The 17710-nt window shown below is 51.4% G+C and carries 14 protein-coding genes; 4 read left to right on the top strand and 10 right to left on the bottom strand.

Features of this window, described 5'->3' with window-relative positions:
• Window positions 1-8 precede the first annotated feature (8 nt).
• The 10 genes from DARO_RS22855 to DARO_RS12520 form a co-directional block, all read right to left on the bottom strand.
• Window positions 9-536 (bottom strand): hypothetical protein, encoded by a 528-nt coding sequence (locus DARO_RS22855; RefSeq protein ID WP_157037206.1) that lies wholly within the window; start codon window positions 534-536, stop codon window positions 9-11.
• Between the two features lie 210 nt (window positions 537-746).
• A complete protein-coding gene (locus DARO_RS12560) occupies window positions 747-1526 on the bottom strand; it encodes a S1 family peptidase (protein WP_011288176.1) in 780 nt (259 codons plus the stop codon).
• A 2-nt stretch (window positions 1527-1528) separates the two neighbouring features.
• Complete coding sequence (locus DARO_RS12555) at window positions 1529-2431, bottom strand: lytic transglycosylase domain-containing protein (RefSeq protein WP_011288175.1); 903 nt, start codon at window positions 2429-2431, stop codon at window positions 1529-1531.
• Between the two features lies 1 nt (window position 2432).
• Window positions 2433-3713: a nucleotide sugar dehydrogenase gene (locus DARO_RS12550; protein ID WP_011288174.1), complete on the bottom strand. Its 1281-nt coding sequence runs from the start codon at window positions 3711-3713 to the stop codon at window positions 2433-2435.
• 37 nt (window positions 3714-3750) lie between these two features.
• A complete protein-coding gene (gene prsT, locus DARO_RS12545) occupies window positions 3751-6522 on the bottom strand; it encodes an XrtA/PEP-CTERM system TPR-repeat protein PrsT (RefSeq protein ID WP_011288173.1) in 2772 nt (923 codons plus the stop codon).
• A 30-nt stretch (window positions 6523-6552) separates the two neighbouring features.
• Window positions 6553-7908 carry a PEP-CTERM-box response regulator transcription factor gene (prsR, locus tag DARO_RS12540; protein WP_011288172.1) on the bottom strand — a complete coding sequence of 452 codons (1356 nt, stop codon included), beginning with the start codon at window positions 7906-7908 and terminating at the stop codon, window positions 6553-6555.
• Window positions 7905-10019: an XrtA/PEP-CTERM system histidine kinase PrsK gene (prsK, locus tag DARO_RS12535; protein ID WP_011288171.1), complete on the bottom strand. Its 2115-nt coding sequence runs from the start codon at window positions 10017-10019 to the stop codon at window positions 7905-7907. The genes prsR and prsK overlap by 4 nt, the downstream gene beginning before the upstream one ends.
• A gap of 41 nt (window positions 10020-10060) precedes the next feature.
• Window positions 10061-11443: a TIGR03013 family XrtA/PEP-CTERM system glycosyltransferase gene (locus tag DARO_RS12530; protein WP_011288170.1), complete on the bottom strand. Its 1383-nt coding sequence runs from the start codon at window positions 11441-11443 to the stop codon at window positions 10061-10063.
• 363 nt (window positions 11444-11806) lie between these two features.
• Window positions 11807-13045 (bottom strand): pyridoxal-dependent decarboxylase, exosortase A system-associated, encoded by a 1239-nt coding sequence (locus DARO_RS12525; protein WP_011288169.1) that lies wholly within the window; start codon window positions 13043-13045, stop codon window positions 11807-11809.
• Entirely contained in the window at window positions 13035-14633 is a 1599-nt protein-coding gene (locus DARO_RS12520; protein WP_041224378.1) for an acyl-CoA ligase (AMP-forming), exosortase A system-associated, read from the bottom strand. The genes DARO_RS12525 and DARO_RS12520 overlap by 11 nt, the downstream gene beginning before the upstream one ends.
• Before the next feature lie 115 nt (window positions 14634-14748).
• Between DARO_RS12520 and DARO_RS12515 the strand changes: the two genes are divergently transcribed.
• From DARO_RS12515 to DARO_RS12500, 4 genes are all read left to right on the top strand, one after another.
• Entirely contained in the window at window positions 14749-15000 is a 252-nt protein-coding gene (locus DARO_RS12515; RefSeq protein ID WP_041225009.1) for an acyl carrier protein, read from the top strand.
• An 89-nt stretch (window positions 15001-15089) separates the two neighbouring features.
• The gene (locus DARO_RS12510) at window positions 15090-15839 is read left to right on the top strand and encodes a hypothetical protein (protein ID WP_011288166.1); all 750 of its coding nucleotides are present in this window, start codon (window positions 15090-15092) and stop codon (window positions 15837-15839) included.
• A gap of 195 nt (window positions 15840-16034) precedes the next feature.
• Complete coding sequence (locus tag DARO_RS12505) at window positions 16035-16850, top strand: hydrolase 2, exosortase A system-associated (RefSeq protein WP_041224377.1); 816 nt, start codon at window positions 16035-16037, stop codon at window positions 16848-16850.
• Window positions 16847-17704 carry a hydrolase 1, exosortase A system-associated gene (locus tag DARO_RS12500; RefSeq protein WP_011288164.1) on the top strand — a complete coding sequence of 286 codons (858 nt, stop codon included), beginning with the start codon at window positions 16847-16849 and terminating at the stop codon, window positions 17702-17704. The genes DARO_RS12505 and DARO_RS12500 overlap by 4 nt, the downstream gene beginning before the upstream one ends.
• The last annotated feature ends 6 nt before the right edge of the window (window positions 17705-17710 follow it).

Genomic DNA, 17710 nt, shown 5'->3' with positions numbered 1-17710 from the left:
GTTCTTGATTAATTCAATACAGTCGAGCTGATCTGTTTATTTGGTGTGACAGAGTTCCAGCAACTATTCCCGGCAACGGGAGAGGTAACTTGATTTTCACTGCCCAAAAATACAAAACTCTGCGGGGAGTTTGGCTGATTCTGGTATTTTGACTGGTCGACCAACAAGAAATATCCCCCTGTCTGCAGAACTGGGGTGTATGTTGTATCTCGATTCAGGCTAACGTTCGCGATGGTGTTAGCGGCACCGGTTACGCTATACCATTGGTTGTTAAGACTGAATCCGAGAACTTTTGAACTGTCTTTTAGTTTGATTTTGTATTTGGCTACACTAAATCGAACCCATGTATCGGCTGCCGTCGTCACTCCCATCGGTGGCGTTTGAGCAGCAAAAGCCTTACTTTTATCAACGCAAGTCAGGCTCGTCTGGGCTAATGCAGCCCCTGTAGGTAGCGTGAAAATAGCAGGAACTGCTGTCGCAGCTTTTAGGATGTTGCGGCGCCGTTGTTTTTGCTTGTCTGAGTCGGAAGTCGACATGTGTAGCCTCTTTGTTTCGTTATCCACCTATAACTTACGATATGAATAACTACCTAAGGTGGAAATATTTCTCAGTGATGCTGTTTTGGACGCAATATTCATACCAAAAAACAATTGTCCCGTAAGATCATCGACATAAGGCCTTTTAGAGAAGAGTTGGAGTGTTAGGCAGTCAATAATGTAAAAAAAGCCGACAACTTCTTCATTGGGTCAGAATTTTCTCAACGCATCAATTAAGTAGCGGACGGGTATGGCGTAAGTGATGCCTGATGGCTGGCTGAGGATGGCTTCTTTGCTTCCTTTAATGAATACCATATTGATAATGCCAAGGACTTCACCTGTTTCCGGGTCAAAAACCGGACTTCCACTGTTGCCTGGATAGGCCGTCGCATCCAGTTGGAGAATATCGAAGGTGCCACTTTTCAGTCGTTGGATCAGTTTTTCGTTGAGTTGTTGCGCATTCCCACCAGGAATGGCGATGGGGGTGATGGCGGATATTATGCCGCGATGAGTAACGGGAGAAAAGCCGAGAGCTCCCCCGATTGGGAAGCCGGTAAAAGCAACTGCCTGCCCCTCACGAACGCGATAGTTGTCGGCAAGATGAAAAGGCGGAAGAGGTGATCCTTCAACACGCAATATGGCCAAATCATGGTCCTTGTCACTGGCTATTTTTTGGGCTCGCCGTAACTGGATGTCGCCATTAGTTGCCCTTGCCTGAATGACAAGTATCGGACCATCCGGGTCCGATTGCTCGGCGACAACGTGTGCATTGGTGGCTACAAGGTTGCCATTTCCTACAACAAACCCTGTGCCGCGTAGCGTAAATGCTGGACTACTCGTTTTCTTGTAGCTTCCGACGACGACAATCGAGGGTTTTATTTTTTCGATTGTTTCCGCCAGGTCGGCACTCGCCGAGGAGGGCGAGGCAAGGAGTCCTGCAAGGCAAAGAAGAGAAGAAAAATGCTTGAGTAACAGAGGAGCGTATGCCACGGCTACATGAGTTGCCGACGGGTTATTTTCGGCAATTCCGGTGATGGTGTTGTCACTGATGGATCAAATGGATGATCATCGCGTTTGAACATCTCCCGTATGCGCTTTACGTAGCCTTGTGTTTCCGCGTATGGCGGAATCCCTGCATAGCGATTCACCGCGCCTTCTCCTGCGTTGTAGGCTGCTGCCACCAGTGTGATATTCCCCTCGAAGTAGGCCAGAAGCCAGCGCAGGTATGAAAGCCCACCCCTAATGTTCTGCTCCGGGTCAAGCGGCTTCTTGACGTTAAATCGTTCTGCCGTTTCCGGAATCAACTGCATCAGCCCTTGTGCATTCTTCGGTGATATGGCTCCGGGGTTGAAGTTGGATTCTGTACGAATAATTGCCATTGCAAATCGTGGGTAAATGCCGTATTCCGGTGCCAGTTTTTGAACAAGGTCCATTACCTTTCGGTGTTCTAGTGGAGCCTTGGATACGATGTCATCGCCTTCGCTATCAAATAGGCACGCAGGAGGCTTGGCAATCGGCTCTCCGACTTGGCGAAGCATGCGTGCAGCCAACGCGTCTCCCTGCTTGGCAGCCATGGTAAAGAAATAGGCCGCTGTCGCGTCGTCGCGCGTGATGCCTCGGCCCATTGCGTACATCCAGCCCAGATTGTATTGGGCCTCCATATCCCCAAGGCGAGCAGCTTCGCAATAGAGTTCTACCGCTTTTTCCGGGTTCCGTGGATTTCCATTTCCATGTTCAAAACTCTTGGCTTCTGTGCGAAGAGCGGCTGCTCGTTTGCCCTGTTCGGAGAGATCGGCAATGGCAGGCTTTACCACGGAAAAAGCGGCAAGAAACGCCAAAAGCAGCCAAGGGCGTTGCCATTGGTTGGCTTGCTTTGAGCGTTTCGTAGATTTCATTTTATAGTCGCCAAACAGTAATACCGTTTTCCGAAAAGGCCTTGCTATCAAGCATGCTCTTGACGTCGGCGATTACGCCATCTTTTTCCAGTCTAGCCAGAAAGTCGCCAATTGGAAGGGCTTTGTATTCCTTGTGATTGACGGCTGCGACAATGGCTGCTGCCTTTGGCAGATCGTTCCAGGCAACTAGATCGACGCCATATTCGTGACGCGCCTCGGCTGCATCGGCAACTGGGTCGTGAACTACCACCTTGGCGCCGTAGGATTCCAGTTCCCGAATGACATCGATGACTCTTGAGTTGCGTAGGTCGGGACAGTCTTCCTTGAAGGTAAGGCCCAGCACAATAATTGGGCAATCCTTGACCGGGTGCCCTGCCTTGACGAGCATCTTGATCGTTTGCTCGGCGATGAACTTCCCCATTCCGTCATTGATACGGCGGCCGGCAAGAATGACCTCCGGGTGATAGCCCAGCTTTTGTGCCTTGTGGGTCAGGTAGTACGGGTCAACGCCAATACAGTGCCCACCGACCAGGCCCGGGCGGAAGGGAAGGAAATTCCACTTTGTACCGGCCGCTTGCAAGACCTCCAGTGTGTCGATGCCTATCTTGTCAAATATGATCGCCAGTTCGTTCATCAACGCAATATTCAGGTCACGCTGCGTGTTCTCGATTACCTTGGCGGCTTCTGCAACCTTGATGTTCGATGCTGGGTAGACACCGGCCGTGATTATGCTGCCGTAGATTTCCTGTACCGTGGCCAGTGTCTCAGGGGTGTCACCAGAGACTATCTTGATGATCTTGGTGACGGTTCTTTCCTTATCGCCAGGATTGATGCGCTCAGGCGAATAGCCAACGAAAAAGTCTTTCTTCCACGTTTTTCCGGATTCTCTTTCGATAATTGGAATACAAACTTCTTCGGTGGCACCGGGGTAAACGGTCGATTCAAAAACGACAATCGCACCTTGTTTTAGATTTTGGCCAACAGCCGTCGATGAGCCGACTAGTGGGGAGAAATCAGGCTGATGGGCATCATCTACAGGAGTGGGCACGGCAACAACAACAAAGTCAGCCTCACGGATGGCCGCGGGATCTGTGCCAACTTCTAGCAACGTAGCTGCTTTTAGATCGTCGGTACTGACTTCCCCCGTGGGATCGTAGTGCTTTTTATAGCATTCGATCTTGTGCGTCGAGAGATCAAATCCAATCGTCCGATATTTTTTGCCAAATTCCACTGCCAAGGGCAAACCAACATATCCCAAGCCCACCACTGCTATTGTCGTCATCGAAAATTCCTATTTATTAATGGTTTGTTAATTATGTTCAAAGAGCCTGCAGCAGTTTAGCAACCTCCGGTTGGCCGGAGAATTTGTCGCCTAGCTTCGCAAGGGCCTCAAGCTCCTTGCGGGCCTCTTTTTTCTCGCCGGCGGATATCAATACCTTCGCGAGGTTGAGCTGAATCGATGCGGCGTTTGGCGCGGCGTTCATAGCATTACGTAAGAGGTCAATGGCCCGTTTGGTTTCGCCTTTTTGCGCAAGTAGCATTGCGAGGGTGTCCATGAATTGTGGTTGCCCTGGCGCCAGTTGGTTGGCCTTTTCTGCATACTCGATTGCTTTTGGTGCTTTGAGTTCCCCGGATACCCAGGCTAAATTGTTCAGGACAAGCGCATTGTTTGGCTGGATGTCGAGCGCTTGACGATAATGTTGTGCCGCCAATGAATAGTCCTTGCGAGCGGTCGCTACGTCCCCTTGATGAACGAGCAGTGCAATGTCTTTGGGGTGTTCTTTCTGCCATGCTGCTGCCATCCGTCCTGCTTCTTGGGGGTTACCCGATGCCAGTAATACGGAGTGAAGCTTGATGGCAATGTCTGCGCTGCCGGCTCGTTTTATTGCATTACGATAGGCATTTGCCGCCTCAGTCCAATTCTTTGATGTGGCGTGGATGTCTCCTTCTAGCGCAAAACCAACGGCTTCCTTGGGGCGTTGTTTTTCAATCTGTTGGGCAATCTGCAGCGCTTCGTTCGGCTTTTTTGCGTCCAGTGCCAACAAAATTAGACCTCGCTGCGCTTCAACCAGGTCCGATTTGATCTCAAGTGCCTTTTTTAGACTCTTTGCTGCTTCATCCTTATTCTTGTTCGCGAGATGAACGTCTGCTGTCCTTACCAAGGGCAATGGTGAGGCTGGCTGAAGTGCTGCGAGCTTGGTGTAGCTTGCCAAAGCCTGATTCAGGTCTCCGGCCATCTGCTGGGTACGACCGAGGGCATCTATGATTTCTGGCTTGTCTTTAATTGCTGCAGCGGCGTCATTCGCAGCGCCCAAGGCCTTTTTGGTCTCTTTTTGGCTAAGGTAATACTGGATCAGAGCGAGCCGTGGGCTGATTTCTGTTGGATTGCTCGTGATGGCTTTCCCGATTAAGCCGGCAACTTCATCAACAGAACCTTTGTTCGCAGCTTTTAATTCAGCAAGGGCAAGTAACGCGGGGACGCTCTTTGGGTCGGCAAGGAGTACGTTTTCAAAGCGTTTTTTTGCGTCGTCTGGCTTCTTTTCTGCCAGATCGATTTTCGCGAGACTGGCGGCTGCGGGGAAGAAGGCCGGATTGATCTTTAACGCAGCCTCATAGCTTGAGCGGGCGCCAGCCAGATCTTTCTTTAACAACAGCGTCTGGGCGCGCAAGTTATGCGTTGCAGGGTTGTCAGGCTGTTTCTTTTCAAGGCTGTCGATTGCTTTCAGCGCCTTGTCGGCTTGGTTGGTACGGATAAAAGTGGAGATCAACGCGAGGTCTGCCCTCACGCCTTTATCGGTTTGGGCAATTTGTTCCAGATCCTCAACTGCACCAGAAACATCGCCCTGAGCCAAGTGGGTCAAAGCAATTGACGTTTTCTTCCCGGGGTCGTTCGGATCAAGCTTGCTGGCCTTTGCAAAATACTCTTCGGCTTTTTTGGCATCCCCATTTTGCAAATAGGTCTCTCCTGCCAGCGTTAGTAGTGCTGAATCAGTATCTGCCTTGTCAAGCATCGGTTGGAGCGTGTTCAGAGCTTTCGCTGCTTGTCCGTTACGAAGATAGGTGGCAACTAAAATGCGTCGTGCTAAGCGCAATTCAGGGGCTTGCGAGAGGGCTTTATTCAGGTAAGTTTCCGCCTGCATATACGAACGTAGTTGGAATTCGACGGCACCCGCAAGCTGTAATGCAGTTGGATTGTTTGTGTTGAACTTGAGTAGATCTTGAAGTTTTGAGCGTGCGCCTTGGAAATCCTTCCGCTGGTAGCTGGCTTGGGCATCCAGATAGAGCGTTTGCGGATGTTTCGGCGCAATTTTCCTCAAGGCATCCAACTGGGTGGATGCCTCGTCGAATTTCTGTTGCTGGAATAGCGTGGTAATGAGCGCAGCGTGCCCGGCAATAAAGTCAGGCTTGGCCTCGATTGCCTTGCGATATTCAGCTAAGGCGGCTTCGGGACCCGACTTGACTCCTTGCAGGGAGCCATTCAACAGCAAAGCGTCGTGATTTTTTGGGTTCTTCTCCAAGACTTGGGCGACGAGTGCTTGGGCGCCATCAATGTCTCGATTTGTGACTTTGCTACGAGCCAGGGAAAGTAGGGCAGGAGCGAAGTCCGGTTGTGCCTTTAGAGCATCGGAAAGTGCTGATTGAGCAGCATCTTGGTTGCCTTGGATGAGGTAAGCAACGCTCAAGGTCGTCTTGAGCGCAGCAAGAGATTCCCCGCTAAGCGAATCAGTTTTTCCGAATTCGTCGATTAACTTCTTTGCTTGGCCAGCGCCAAGCATCGCCTTGGCCAGAAGAGGAGTTGTTTGTTCTGGGGAGTATTTCAGATCTTGGGCCTTGCGGAGCTCAACTTCCGCACCCGCTGCATCGCCAGTCTCAAGAAGCGTTTTCCCGAGCAAAAAGCGTGCTTCGCCAAGACTGGGATTTTGTTGAAGGGCATTTTTTAACTGAATAACAGCCGCCTTATTGTCATTCTTGGCGAGAAACTCTCGGCTTGAGGCGATGAGCGATTCAGGGGAGTCGCCGCAGCCCCCAAGGAATGCAGCGAGCAGTGCAGTAGTGAGAGCTGACGTAATGAAGAAACGGTTTTTTTTCATGATTGTCTTCTTTGCTGGATTTGCGTCGGATTATTTCAAGCCAAGGCGGTGCATCAGGTCATAAAGGGTCGGTCGGCTAATACCCAGAATTTCGGAGGCGCGAACCATATTGCCATCTGCTCGGGATACAGCAGTGGCTACAGCACGTCGTTCGGCCTCTTCGCGAACCAGTCGCAAATCAATGAAGTTGGCAGTACCTTCAAGATGGTCAAGGCCAATGTCCTCGCGAGTGATTTGGTGACCATCGGCCATGATCACGGCACGTTTCACAGCATTTTCAAGTTCTCGGACATTGCCAGGCCAATTGTGCGCCTCAATGGCCCGTACGGCATCTTCCGTTAAGGTCATGCCGCCTCGCTTGTGGTCATTGGCAAAGCGGTGGACAAAGGCATGTGCGAGTAAGGCAGCGTCCCCATCTCTGCTGCGAAGTGGTGGAATATCGATAACAATTTCCGCCAATCGGTAGAAGAGGTCCTCCCGAAAACGGCCTTCCTTGATGTGCGATTTGAGATCCTGATGGGTAGCACAGACAATCCGGACATCAACGGGTATTTCATGCCTGCCACCGAGTCGTTCGATGACACGTTCTTGCAAAAAGCGCAGGAGTTTTGCCTGAAGTGCTAGTGGAAGATCGCCGATTTCATCAAGCATCAGAGTGCCACCGTGCGCCGTTTCGATCTTGCCAAGCGTGGTCTTGGCTGCACCGGTGAATGCGCCTTTTTCGTAGCCGAACAATTCGCTTTCGAGCAGGTTTTCAGGTATTGCCGCGCAGTTAATTGCGACAAAGCGCTCATTCTTGCGTGGGGAGGCTTCATGCAGGCCACGTGCGAGAACTTCTTTGCCTGTACCGCTCTCGCCGAGGAGCAAAACTGTTGCGTTGCTGTTGGCAACCTTTTCGATGGTGCGGCAGATACGCTGCATGCCGGCATCGCGGGTCAGCAAACCGCCAAGAGCTGTCGGATGCTGCGCAGCCTGCAGTCTTCGGTTCTCTTGCTGTAATTCATACAGGCGGAACGCACGGTCGATCGTTAAGGTAAGTAGTTCTGGCTCAAACGGTTTGGCGAAGAAGTCGTAGGCACCGAGGCCTATGGCACGCAAGGCGTTAGTCCTGTCGTTTTGACCGGTCAATACGATGACCTTGGTATCTGGTTGTGCGGAAAGTATTTGTTCCAGAAGGAGAAACCCTTCAGAGACCGAGTCTGCATCTGGCGGCAGACCCAGATCCATCGTGACCACTGCTGGGCGGTGGCGGTGAACCAGAGCCAGCGCGCTTTCGCGGTCGCCTGCCGCAAGGGGTTCATACTGATCGAAGGACCAGCGCAATTGTTTTTGCAGTGCCGGATCGTCTTCTACGATCAGTAGCGGGAGCGTCTTGTCAGTACTCACGCAGCCTCCTTGTGGTGCAGGTCGGATTCTTGCCGAATTTCCAGAAGAGGAAGAATAAGGGTCATTCGGGTTCCAATGCCTGGGGTGCTATCAACTGTAATTTCGCCTCCCAATTCCCGGATGTACTGGGCACTTTCGTACGCACCGATCCCCATTCCGGCATGCTTGGTGGTCTGGAAAGGTTTGAACAGTCGATCGCGAATAAATTCAGGTGTCATTCCTTGGCCAGTGTCGCCAATTTCCAGCGAGGCGCGATCACCTCGGCGCTCAAGATTTATCCATACGCGGCCTTCGATTGGGGTCGCATCAAGTGCGTTTTGTGCCAGATGTCCGATCACTCTTTCCAGTCTTTCCTGATGTCCGCGGGTTGTAAGAGAAGTTGTGATGCTGACTTCTATTTGACGCCCCTGTCCGCGCTTGTCACGTTGAACTCTCTCAATGACATCTGAAAGACTAACACCGACAGCCGCTCCAGGAGGCGTGGCTCCTTCACGAAGTTGCATCATAAGTTGGCGCATGCGCTCCACAGAGTTTTCGACAGTCATCAACATGTCTTGCTGGAATTCGGGGTTGTCTCGATGACGCTCAGCATTTTTCAACATCAGAGAGAGTTGAGTAACAATATTCTTTAGGTCGTGCACCACGAATGCAGACATCTTGTTGAATGCGTCGAATTTTCGCACTTCGAGCAAAGCCTCTGTTGCCTGCATCTTGGCCAAAAAACTAGCTGCTTGGCAGCCGGCTGTGCGTAACAGATCGTTGACTTCCCAATTGACATTTAAAGGTGTGCGAGAGCTTGCGAGAATCACAAAGCCCTGCATTTCATTGCCAGCCATCAAAGGAACAATTAGCCAGGCATTTGGGAGTTCGGAAAGCCAGTCAGGGATTTCCAGATTGTTGTAGCGGGCAGGATAGCAGCGATACTCCTCAAGATTGATGACCCAGCCACTGGCAAGCAAAAAACGACAGAGAGGTGAGTCATATTGCGCTGCCGATACGCATTCCGGAAGATTCCAGCGCGCACTTTGCCGATACGTTGCTTGGTTAACATCCCTTAGCCATAAAGTTCCGGCTGGGCTTTCTACCATGTTCGCAAGTCCGCGTATGACCTGTTGGCCCATGGTTTGAGGTGAGTCCTGGAGAGTCAGTGTCTGGGTAAAACGTAACCACTCCTCACGATAGTCGTAGCGGTAACGGAAAAAATGTTTTCCAACCAAAACTTTCATCTTGGCGCGCATCGATCCAGATACCAGCAAAATACCTAGAAGTAGCGTGGCAGCGACGATCACGGCTAGTTGGAAGGCGCGGCCCCATTCCCCACCAAAGTAGCGAACGTAATAGCCAACGCTCGCCATGAATAACAGATAAATCCCGGCGAACAGAAGTGTGGCAGAGTGAAAGGCCGCTTTCTGTGACAGATGAATTTTCGATGTCCAGTCCTTGCTTCGTTCTGTCGCGAGAATCAGCAGAGGAATCGACATGACCTGGACGAATCCGCGAACGGTCAGGGCATCAGTGTCGAACCGGTTGAACATCATGGCGTCAGAAAATAGATAGACGTCAAATGCGAACAGGAAGAGTAAGCCAAGGCAGAGTGGCTTGAGGTTCCAGCGTGAATCCTCGGCCACCGTTCGAAATAGTTGCTCGATGAGTATCAATCCCAGAACCGCCTCAGCGAGCCCGTGAAAGATCGTATTACGCAGCCACTCCTGAGGAGAAAGTACGCCCATTGCAAGCGTAAATTGAAGGACCACTCCACCAATAACCAGCAACCAACAGGCTTTGGGCAACCAAGTGACAACTTGTGGCTTTTCTGCTGATGTGTCGGTTGGCTGCAATAGCAAGGATAAGAGAAAAGCGTACCAGGTACCGTACCTAATGACATCAAGCACAGACGCAGTAACCAGCGTGATTGGTTTGGTGTCAAGCGTAAAGGCCAGGCTGGCGAAGGCCCAGAGTGCCGAGATAAACCCCGTAGCAAGCATTCTCTGGGGGCGCTTGTCCTGACGCCAATCATTGCCAAAAGAGAATAGATAGGCGGAAAAAAACAGGTAGCCGAAGGCGGCGAGTCCGAAACCCCAAGAGATCAGCGATGTGTTTGTTGTATCCATGAAATGGGGTTCTTGGTCACGAGTGATCGTGACGATGGCGACTAGTGAGCACCTTTGCCTGTCAGTACGACTCCCACTGTTTCAAAAAGAACCACAATATCCAGAAAAAGAGAGTGATTTTTTACATAGTAGAGATCGTACTGCAATTTTTCAGCTGAATCTTCGACCGTGGCGCCATAGTGATACCGTACTTGTGCCCAGCCGGTTACGCCAGGCTTCACGCTGTGACGTACCGCATAGAATGGAATTTCCTTGGTCAGTTGATCCACAAAGAACGGACGTTCAGGGCGTGGTCCGACTAGGCTCATGTCGCCTTTCAGAACGCTAAACAATTGAGGTAGTTCATCGATACGAAGTTTGCGGATAATTTGGCCGATACGGGTGACGCGGTTGTCTTGCGCCTGCGCCCAGATCGGTTTTCCATCTTTTTCGGCATCGCGTCGCATGCTGCGAAACTTGATGACGTTGAACAGGCGACCATTTAGGCCAACCCGCTCTTGCTGATAGAGCAGAGGAAAACCATCTTCCACGACGATCAACAATGCCGCCAGGAGCATGATGGGCAGGGCGGCAATGATCAGAGTAGCGGCGCAGACAATATCAAATACACGCTTTACGGCTGTCCTCAACGCGCCCTGGCGGAAACCATCACCAAAGATGAGCCATCCTGCGTACAGTGAATCAAGCCGAATCTGACCAAGCGTTTGTTCGAAGTGGCTTGCCAAATCGAGAACGCGAATACCCTGCAGTTTGCAGTCAAGCAGTTCACGTAGCGGCATTGCTCCACCTCTCCGTTCACTTAGTGCGACAACGATTTCATCCGCATTTATATTGCGAGCGGTGTCGGTTAACGACTGGTCACGGCTGAGTATTAGATTTGCTGGAACTTGAGATTGATCTTCATTGGCACCAGGGAAGAATCCAATAATCTGTGCAGACGGGTCTGAACGCTCCAAGGCAAGTTTGACGGCCAATGCTTGGTAGCCAGTCCCGAAAACCAGAATACGGCGCCGCAACATCTTTGCAGCGGGGGCATGAGCTGCCCCCACCCGGGTAACGAGCATGCCAAATACGGCCGACATGGCCGAAAGATGAATCAATTCACGATTGACTGCTGCCAATGGCAACAATGCGTAGAGCAGGTACGCTACAGGTATCGCGAGATAAAGGGATAAAACGACTCGAGCACGGGTTTCGGTCGAGGCACGAATGGACAAGCGCTGATATAGCCCCAGCACGGTATTGATACAAAGCATCACTATGGCAAACAGTGCGGCATAGATGATGATGTGTAGAGGATTGATTGGTAGGTCACTGTGTACCCACATCAGCGTGATGGCGAGGCTGACAATTAGAAACGACAGGTCGAACAGCATCCCTGCAGCACTCCGCCAAGAAAACCAGTGATTGAATAATCTGATCATGATGCTGATGCTCCATCCTAGCTTTGCTGCTTGAAAGTTAAGCTGGGTAATGGTGGCACTATCCCCAATTGCTTGTATCCCCACGCCGAACCACGATTTTAGGAGTCAAAAACGAGGTGGGCTTGGTTCCGTACACAGTCTTAAGTCTATTTATTCGGGCATATCCTGCCTGTGCACTATTTCACAGAGACTACGAATGGATGCTAAGAGTTTCGTTAGACAAGGGCGGTATTGTAATGAAATGCCATTCAAATTTCCTTACTACGAATGGCATAGCCAGTGTAGCCCCGATGCCCGGACACCGGTGAGAGAATGATGTTGAAAATACTTCCCTTTGTATTCGGAGATAACTGACTCTCGAATCTAAACGAGAACTTCAGTAACCTCAGGGTGCCCAAGAAAACTCTGTGGGCTGGCGCTGGCGCCGTAAGCGCCCGATTGGAATACCACCACCAAGTCCCCCGGCATCGCAACAGAGAGTGCCATTCGGTCACCGAGTATATCCAGTGGAGTGCACAGGGGGCCAACGACAGTGGCTATTTCGATATCCTCAGCATTCATTCTGTTGCCGATTGAAACTGGGTAATTCTTGCGTATTACCTGCCCAAAATTACCAGATGCCGACAGGTGATGGTTCAGTCCGCCATCTGTCACCAGATAGGTTTGTCCACGCGAGATTTTTCGATCAATGATTCTGGAAACATAGATTCCTGCCTCGCCGACAAGATAGCGTCCCAATTCAATAACCAACGAGGCGAGAGGGAAATCCTGAGCTGCTCGGGAGGCAAGCTGCGCCAAGTTGTCGCCGATTGATGAAAGATCGAGGGGGCGTTCACCAGGAAAATAGGGGATTCCGAATCCTCCACCCAGGTTCAGGAAACGTACTGGTGACGGTGCATGACGGGATAGTGCAAGCGCAAGTTCGTAAGATTTTTGCTGTGCTTCGCAAATGGATTCAGGCTTGAGGTTTTGCGAACCGGCAAATAAATGAAATCCTTCGAAACTCAGTTTTAATTCACCAATACGGGCCAGCAGGAGCGGTACCTGTTCGGCATCGACGCCAAACTGTTTTGGTCCGCCGCCCATCTTCATGCCCGAACCCTTTAGCTCGAAATCGGGGTTCACACGGACCGCCACTCGCGCAGGCAGGCCAAGTTCAGTCGATATACGGGCGAGTAGATCGAGTTCACGAAATGACTCGACGTTGATCAGCACGCCCGCAGCGACTGCCTGTCGAAGTTCTGCATCCCGTTTGCCGGGGCCGGCAAAACTGATTTCTTGCGGGACTCCGCCAGCATCCAGAGCGACCTTCATTTCGCCGCCGGAAGCCACGTCAATGCCATCAACCAGGGACGCCATGAAAGCGACCAACGCAGGCATCGGATTGGCTTTCATGGCGTAGTGCAATTTGATTCCGGCTGGTAAGACAGCCTTCAATTCCCGAACCCGAGTACGCAACAATTCGCGGTCGTAGGCATAGAAGGGGGTTTGGCCAACTCGCTCAGCGAGGCGAGAGAGTGGTAGCCCTCCGACCTGTAACTCGCCATCGACAGTGGCAAATTGGGTCATTGGCGAGTGAGTTGGGGGCACTTTAGCTTCCATGAGCTTCGATCCATGCTGTAGAAAGGGTTTTTCGGTCAATCTTGCCATTCGGATTGCGTGGTAGCGGGCCATCCTGGATTTCTATGCCGCTTGGTACCATGTACGCAGGCATACGAGCACGGCATTCGGCAAGGAGCGCGGCAGTGTCGAGTGTGCCATTGGGGGGGGCGGTGGCAATAACCTGAATGGCTTGGCCGAGTCGGTCATTGTCTACGCCAAAGGCAACGCATTCTCCAACCATCTTGGTTGCGTAGAGAATTTCCTCAACCTCGGTTGGGCTGACCCGGTAACCGGAGGTTTTCATCATCTCGTCACGGCGGCCGATAAAATACAGGAATCCTTCTTCGTCCATGCGTACGGTATCGCCGGAAAAGACAGCGATTTCGGGCAACACAAGACCGGCCTCGCGGCCAGGAGCATGGACGGGCAGCGGTTTGTAGCGCTCGGCTGTCTTTTCTATATCGTTCCAGTAACCCATGCCGACCAGCGCTCCTCGATGTACCAATTCACCAGGTTCGTTTGGTGCACATGGTGTGCCATCTTCGCGCAAAACCAGAATTTCGGCATTGGGGATTGCTTTGCCGATCGAGTCCGGCCGCTTGTCTACTTCACTAGGTGGCAGGAAGGTTGAACGGAAGGCCTCTGTCAGGCCATACATCAGAAACGGTTTGGTTTTGGGCAAGTGCTGCCGCAGTGAATCCAGCGTTTCACGCGGCATTCGACCACCGGTATTGGCGAAATACCGCAGGTGATCGGTGATCGATTCAGGCCACTGGAGTTGTGTCAGCTGGATATACAGCGGCGGAACCGCCGTCAGCCCGGTTACCTTTTCGCGTTCGATGGTCTTGAGTACATCTCGCGGCAAAAGGTAATTGAGAAGCACAACCCGAGCGCCAACATGAAAAGCTGTGGTTAGCTGGCTGAAGCCGGCATCGAACGAGAGGGGGAGGGCGGCCAGTAGTGTGTCGTCGGCCCGGTTTTCCAGATAGCTGGCGACACTTTTTGCACCAGCCACCATGTTGCGGTGCGAAAGCACAACTCCTTTGGGTTTGCCTGTGCTGCCGGATGTGTACAAAATACCCAACACGTCGGTATCTATTACACGATGGCCTCTTGCCGGAGGATTTGCGAGCAGGGTACTCCAGCGAATCGTGTTCAGACCATTGATTACTGGAAGTGGCTCAGCAGAATCAAGTACCACGACATGGCGAAGATCATGGCAAGCGGCAAGAGTATCTTGCAACTGAGCGAAGCGTTCCTGCGATGTGACCAAAATGCGGACATTGCAATCGCGCAAGATGTAGCCCACTTGCTCTGGTTTGAGTAAGGGATTCAGCGGCACAAAAACGCCACCTGCAGCGGGGGCACCAAAGCTGGAAATAACGGTCTCGAAGCGTTTTTCGAGATAAATGCCGACTCGCTCGCCGCGCTGAAGACCTAGATTTATGAGGCCGCCGGCAAAGTGATTGATTGCGCTCTGCAGGTCACCGTAATTCAGGGTGGACTTGCCGTAGGTCAGCGCAGGTGCCGTAGCATCGCGCTGCGCTGCACAGAAAATCAGTTCGTGAAGAAGTGTGGAATCTCTCATGGGGACTGAGTCTTGCATGTGGGTTGAGTATGACGATATGTAGTATCTCACAGTCGAAATCATATTCTTTCCCTATAATTGCAAGCTTGATTCCTTGGAAAAGATGGAGCGAAGCTTGAATACAGAAAAGGAAGTGTTATCTCTGCTGGATGAAATCCTGGGCTTGAAGGGGCGCTCGGCAGAATTTACTAGTGATACCCCTCTTCTCGGGGCGATCCCAGAGCTAGATTCAATGGCTGTTGTTGCTCTCATTACTGCTCTTGAAGAACGTTTTGGTTTTGCTATAGAGGACGACGAAATTGAGGGAAGTTCCTTTGCTACGCTGGGATCTTTGGTCGAATTCGTTGAGTCTAAGCTGGCTGGCTGAAATTGCAGTTCAAGATTGGGATTCCTATGTTCGGAACGTACTTTAGTTCGGTGAATGCGGTTTTCCGAAAATGGAACTCGGTGACTTGATTGCTTGAAGGCCGTTTTCGAATGCTTCGGGTTTTCAAGTCGGCCATTGATAGCCTCGGCTTCATCAATGGGGTGCTCTACCTGATTGGTCGGGCAATGCAAGCCTTGAGTGGCGGCCGTTGCCGCCTGATACGTTATTACTTGGTTGCGCAGCCAATCCACACTCCATTCGTGCCGGCCTGCCGGGCTTCCTCACTTGAGGCAGTTCATCAGGTGGTCAAAGGAGATTCTCTGGTCGGCATGTTTCCTCGCCCTGATGCTGTCCTCGAGTCTCGCTTCGAGAGGGGGCATGTTTGTCTAGCAGCCGAGAGCAAAGGTGTGTTTGCAGGTTTTCTCTGGTATGCCCAAGGGCATTACGACGAGGATGAGGTGCATTGTCGATTTGTTCTTGATGACCCGAAAACGGGTGTTTGGGACTATGACGTGCACGTGGAGCCTCGTTATCGGATGGGTAGAACTTTTGCTCGGCTATGGGATGCCGCCAATGAGCGCCTGGCTGCTGCCGGTGTTCTCTGGAGCTTCTCACGTATTTCAGCGTTTAACCGGCAATCTCTGCTCTCTCATCAGCGCTTGGGTATCCGTAAGCTTGAATCGATGACTTTCTTCTGCTTCGGGCCTCTGCAAATAGCCCTATTTTCCTGTAAGCCGTATATCAACCTTAGTTGGAATGGCGTAGGTTCTCCGAAGGTTCTGGTTGGGCTTTGGCAGGCCGACTGTGAATTAGGGAAAGAAGGCCGTTCCAAGCGATGATGTCGGTTCGGTATCTTATTTGATGCTTAGAACATGATTTATGCTGAAGCAGAAATTGGATCTCAAATGGAAAACTCTGTCCCTCATGAATGAAACTCTTTGCTTCAATCGGGCGGTAGCGGAGCTTAATCAGGTATTCCGTATGTTGGACTATTTCCGCCTTCGGGCTCGTTTCGCCGATTGGTTAGAGGGGTAATGGCCTTGCAGCCATTCTTTCTCAAGGCTGAAAAAGGGCAGCGTTTTTGTATTTATCACCCTGCCGAGGCTAGTGGAGCGCGAGGGGCTGTCATTTATCTGCATCCATTTGCCGAGGAGCTAAACAAATCCAGGCGCATGGCTGCATGCCAAGCGCGGGAAATGGCCAAACTTGGATTTGATGTACTTCAAATTGATTTGTTAGGGTGTGGAGATAGCAGCGGAGACTATGCCGATGCCACCTGGAACGCATGGCAGGACGATGTTCTTCTTGCTTATCGCTGGTTGCGTGCTCGAAGTGAAGCGCCGCTAACACTGTGGGGGTTACGCTCAGGATGTTTACTTGCAGCAAGCGCTGCAGTTAATTTGCCGGAAAAAGCCAATTTTGTCTTCTGGCAGCCCGTTGTTTCGGGCAAGCAGTATTGGCAACAATTCATGCGTTTGAAATTGGTCTCTGAGATAACTTCAGGGCAATCCAAAAGCGCTTCGGAGGAAATCCGAAAGCAATTGATCGCGGGGACGCCTGTCGAGATTGCGGGTTATACGGTTGCTCCTGCCTTAGTTAATGACTTCGAGCAATCTCAACTTAACCCTGCTCAGTATTGCAATGGTCGAGTCGCGTGGCTTGAGCTTTCGATGCGAGAAGGCGCAACGCTCTCTCCGGTATTTGTCAGACTTGCTGAACAATGGCAACAGTCCGGCTATGAAGTGGATCTTCGCCTGGTTCGTGGCCCTGCTTTTTGGCAAACATCAGAAATCGAGGAAGCTCCGGAATTGATTTCATCAACCATCGCGTTAATGGAGTCATGGGGATGAGTTGCACTGAACGTGCCTTCACTTTTTCGTGTAGTGGTGAAGCGCTACTTGCAATTCTTGCCGAGCCGGAAGCATCCGGACAAACGGGGGTTCTGATCGTTGTGGGGGGGCCCCAATATCGCGTTGGGAGTCACCGCCAGTTTGTTCTTCTGTCACGCGCGCTTGCAGACGCTGGATTTCCTGTGTTGCGCTTTGATTCTCGCGGTATGGGCGATAGTACCGGAGTATTTGGCGGTTTCGAGCAGATAGATGAAGACATTGCTGCTGCCATTGACGCTTTTTTTGAAAACTGTCCACAGGTAGAGCGCATTGTTGTCTGGGGCTTATGCGATGCAGCCTCGGCAAGCCTGCTCTACTGGGATGCCACGCATGATGAGCGTGTTTGCGGCTTGGTGCTGCTCAATCCGTGGGTTCGCTCTGAGGCTACGCTGGCGAAAACTCATATCAAGCATTACTACGGACAACGTTTATTACAGGCCGATTTCTGGCGAAAGATGTTGACTGGAAAGCTTGGTTTTTCCAGTTCGCTCAAGGGTTTTATCTCAAGCGTCCTGAATGCCAGACAGCAAGGGAAAAAAGTAGTTGATGGCAAAAAACTTCCTTTTCAGGAAAAAATGGCGAGAGGCCTTGAGCGATTTTCGGGCCCCGCACTTTTCGTCCTAAGTGGCAATGATTTCACAGCAAAAGAGTTTCTCGGCGCCTTGAAAACTGAGCCTCTTTGGAATGCAATACAACAGCGTAGCCATGTTGAGATGGTTCATGTTGATGATGCTGACCACACGTTTTCCTCTGCGGTCTGGCGAAATGCGGTTGCTACTGGTGTTACTGATTGGCTCCAGCGTAGATTCAATTAGAGTATC

The sequence above is a fragment of the Dechloromonas aromatica RCB genome (assembly GCF_000012425.1).
The sequence above is the reverse complement of the archived record's forward strand: the minus strand, read 5'-3'. Positions and strand labels throughout refer to the sequence as shown.

Coding starts and splice junctions, on each gene's coding strand:
- DARO_RS12530 (WP_011288170.1), bottom strand. CDS start 11,443: ATGATCAGATTATTCAATCACTGGTTTTCTTGGCGGAGTGCTGCAGGG.
- DARO_RS12525 (WP_011288169.1), bottom strand. CDS start 13,045: ATGGAAGCTAAAGTGCCCCCAACTCACTCGCCAATGACCCAATTTGCC.
- DARO_RS12500 (WP_011288164.1), top strand. CDS start 16,847: ATGAGTTGCACTGAACGTGCCTTCACTTTTTCGTGTAGTGGTGAAGCG.
- prsT (WP_011288173.1), bottom strand. CDS start 6,522: ATGAAAAAAAACCGTTTCTTCATTACGTCAGCTCTCACTACTGCACTG.
- DARO_RS12505 (WP_041224377.1), top strand. CDS start 16,035: ATGGCCTTGCAGCCATTCTTTCTCAAGGCTGAAAAAGGGCAGCGTTTT.
- DARO_RS22855 (WP_157037206.1), bottom strand. CDS start 536: ATGTCGACTTCCGACTCAGACAAGCAAAAACAACGGCGCCGCAACATC.
- DARO_RS12555 (WP_011288175.1), bottom strand. CDS start 2,431: ATGAAATCTACGAAACGCTCAAAGCAAGCCAACCAATGGCAACGCCCT.
- DARO_RS12550 (WP_011288174.1), bottom strand. CDS start 3,713: ATGACGACAATAGCAGTGGTGGGCTTGGGATATGTTGGTTTGCCCTTG.
- prsK (WP_011288171.1), bottom strand. CDS start 10,019: ATGGATACAACAAACACATCGCTGATCTCTTGGGGTTTCGGACTCGCC.
- DARO_RS12520 (WP_041224378.1), bottom strand. CDS start 14,633: ATGAGAGATTCCACACTTCTTCACGAACTGATTTTCTGTGCAGCGCAG.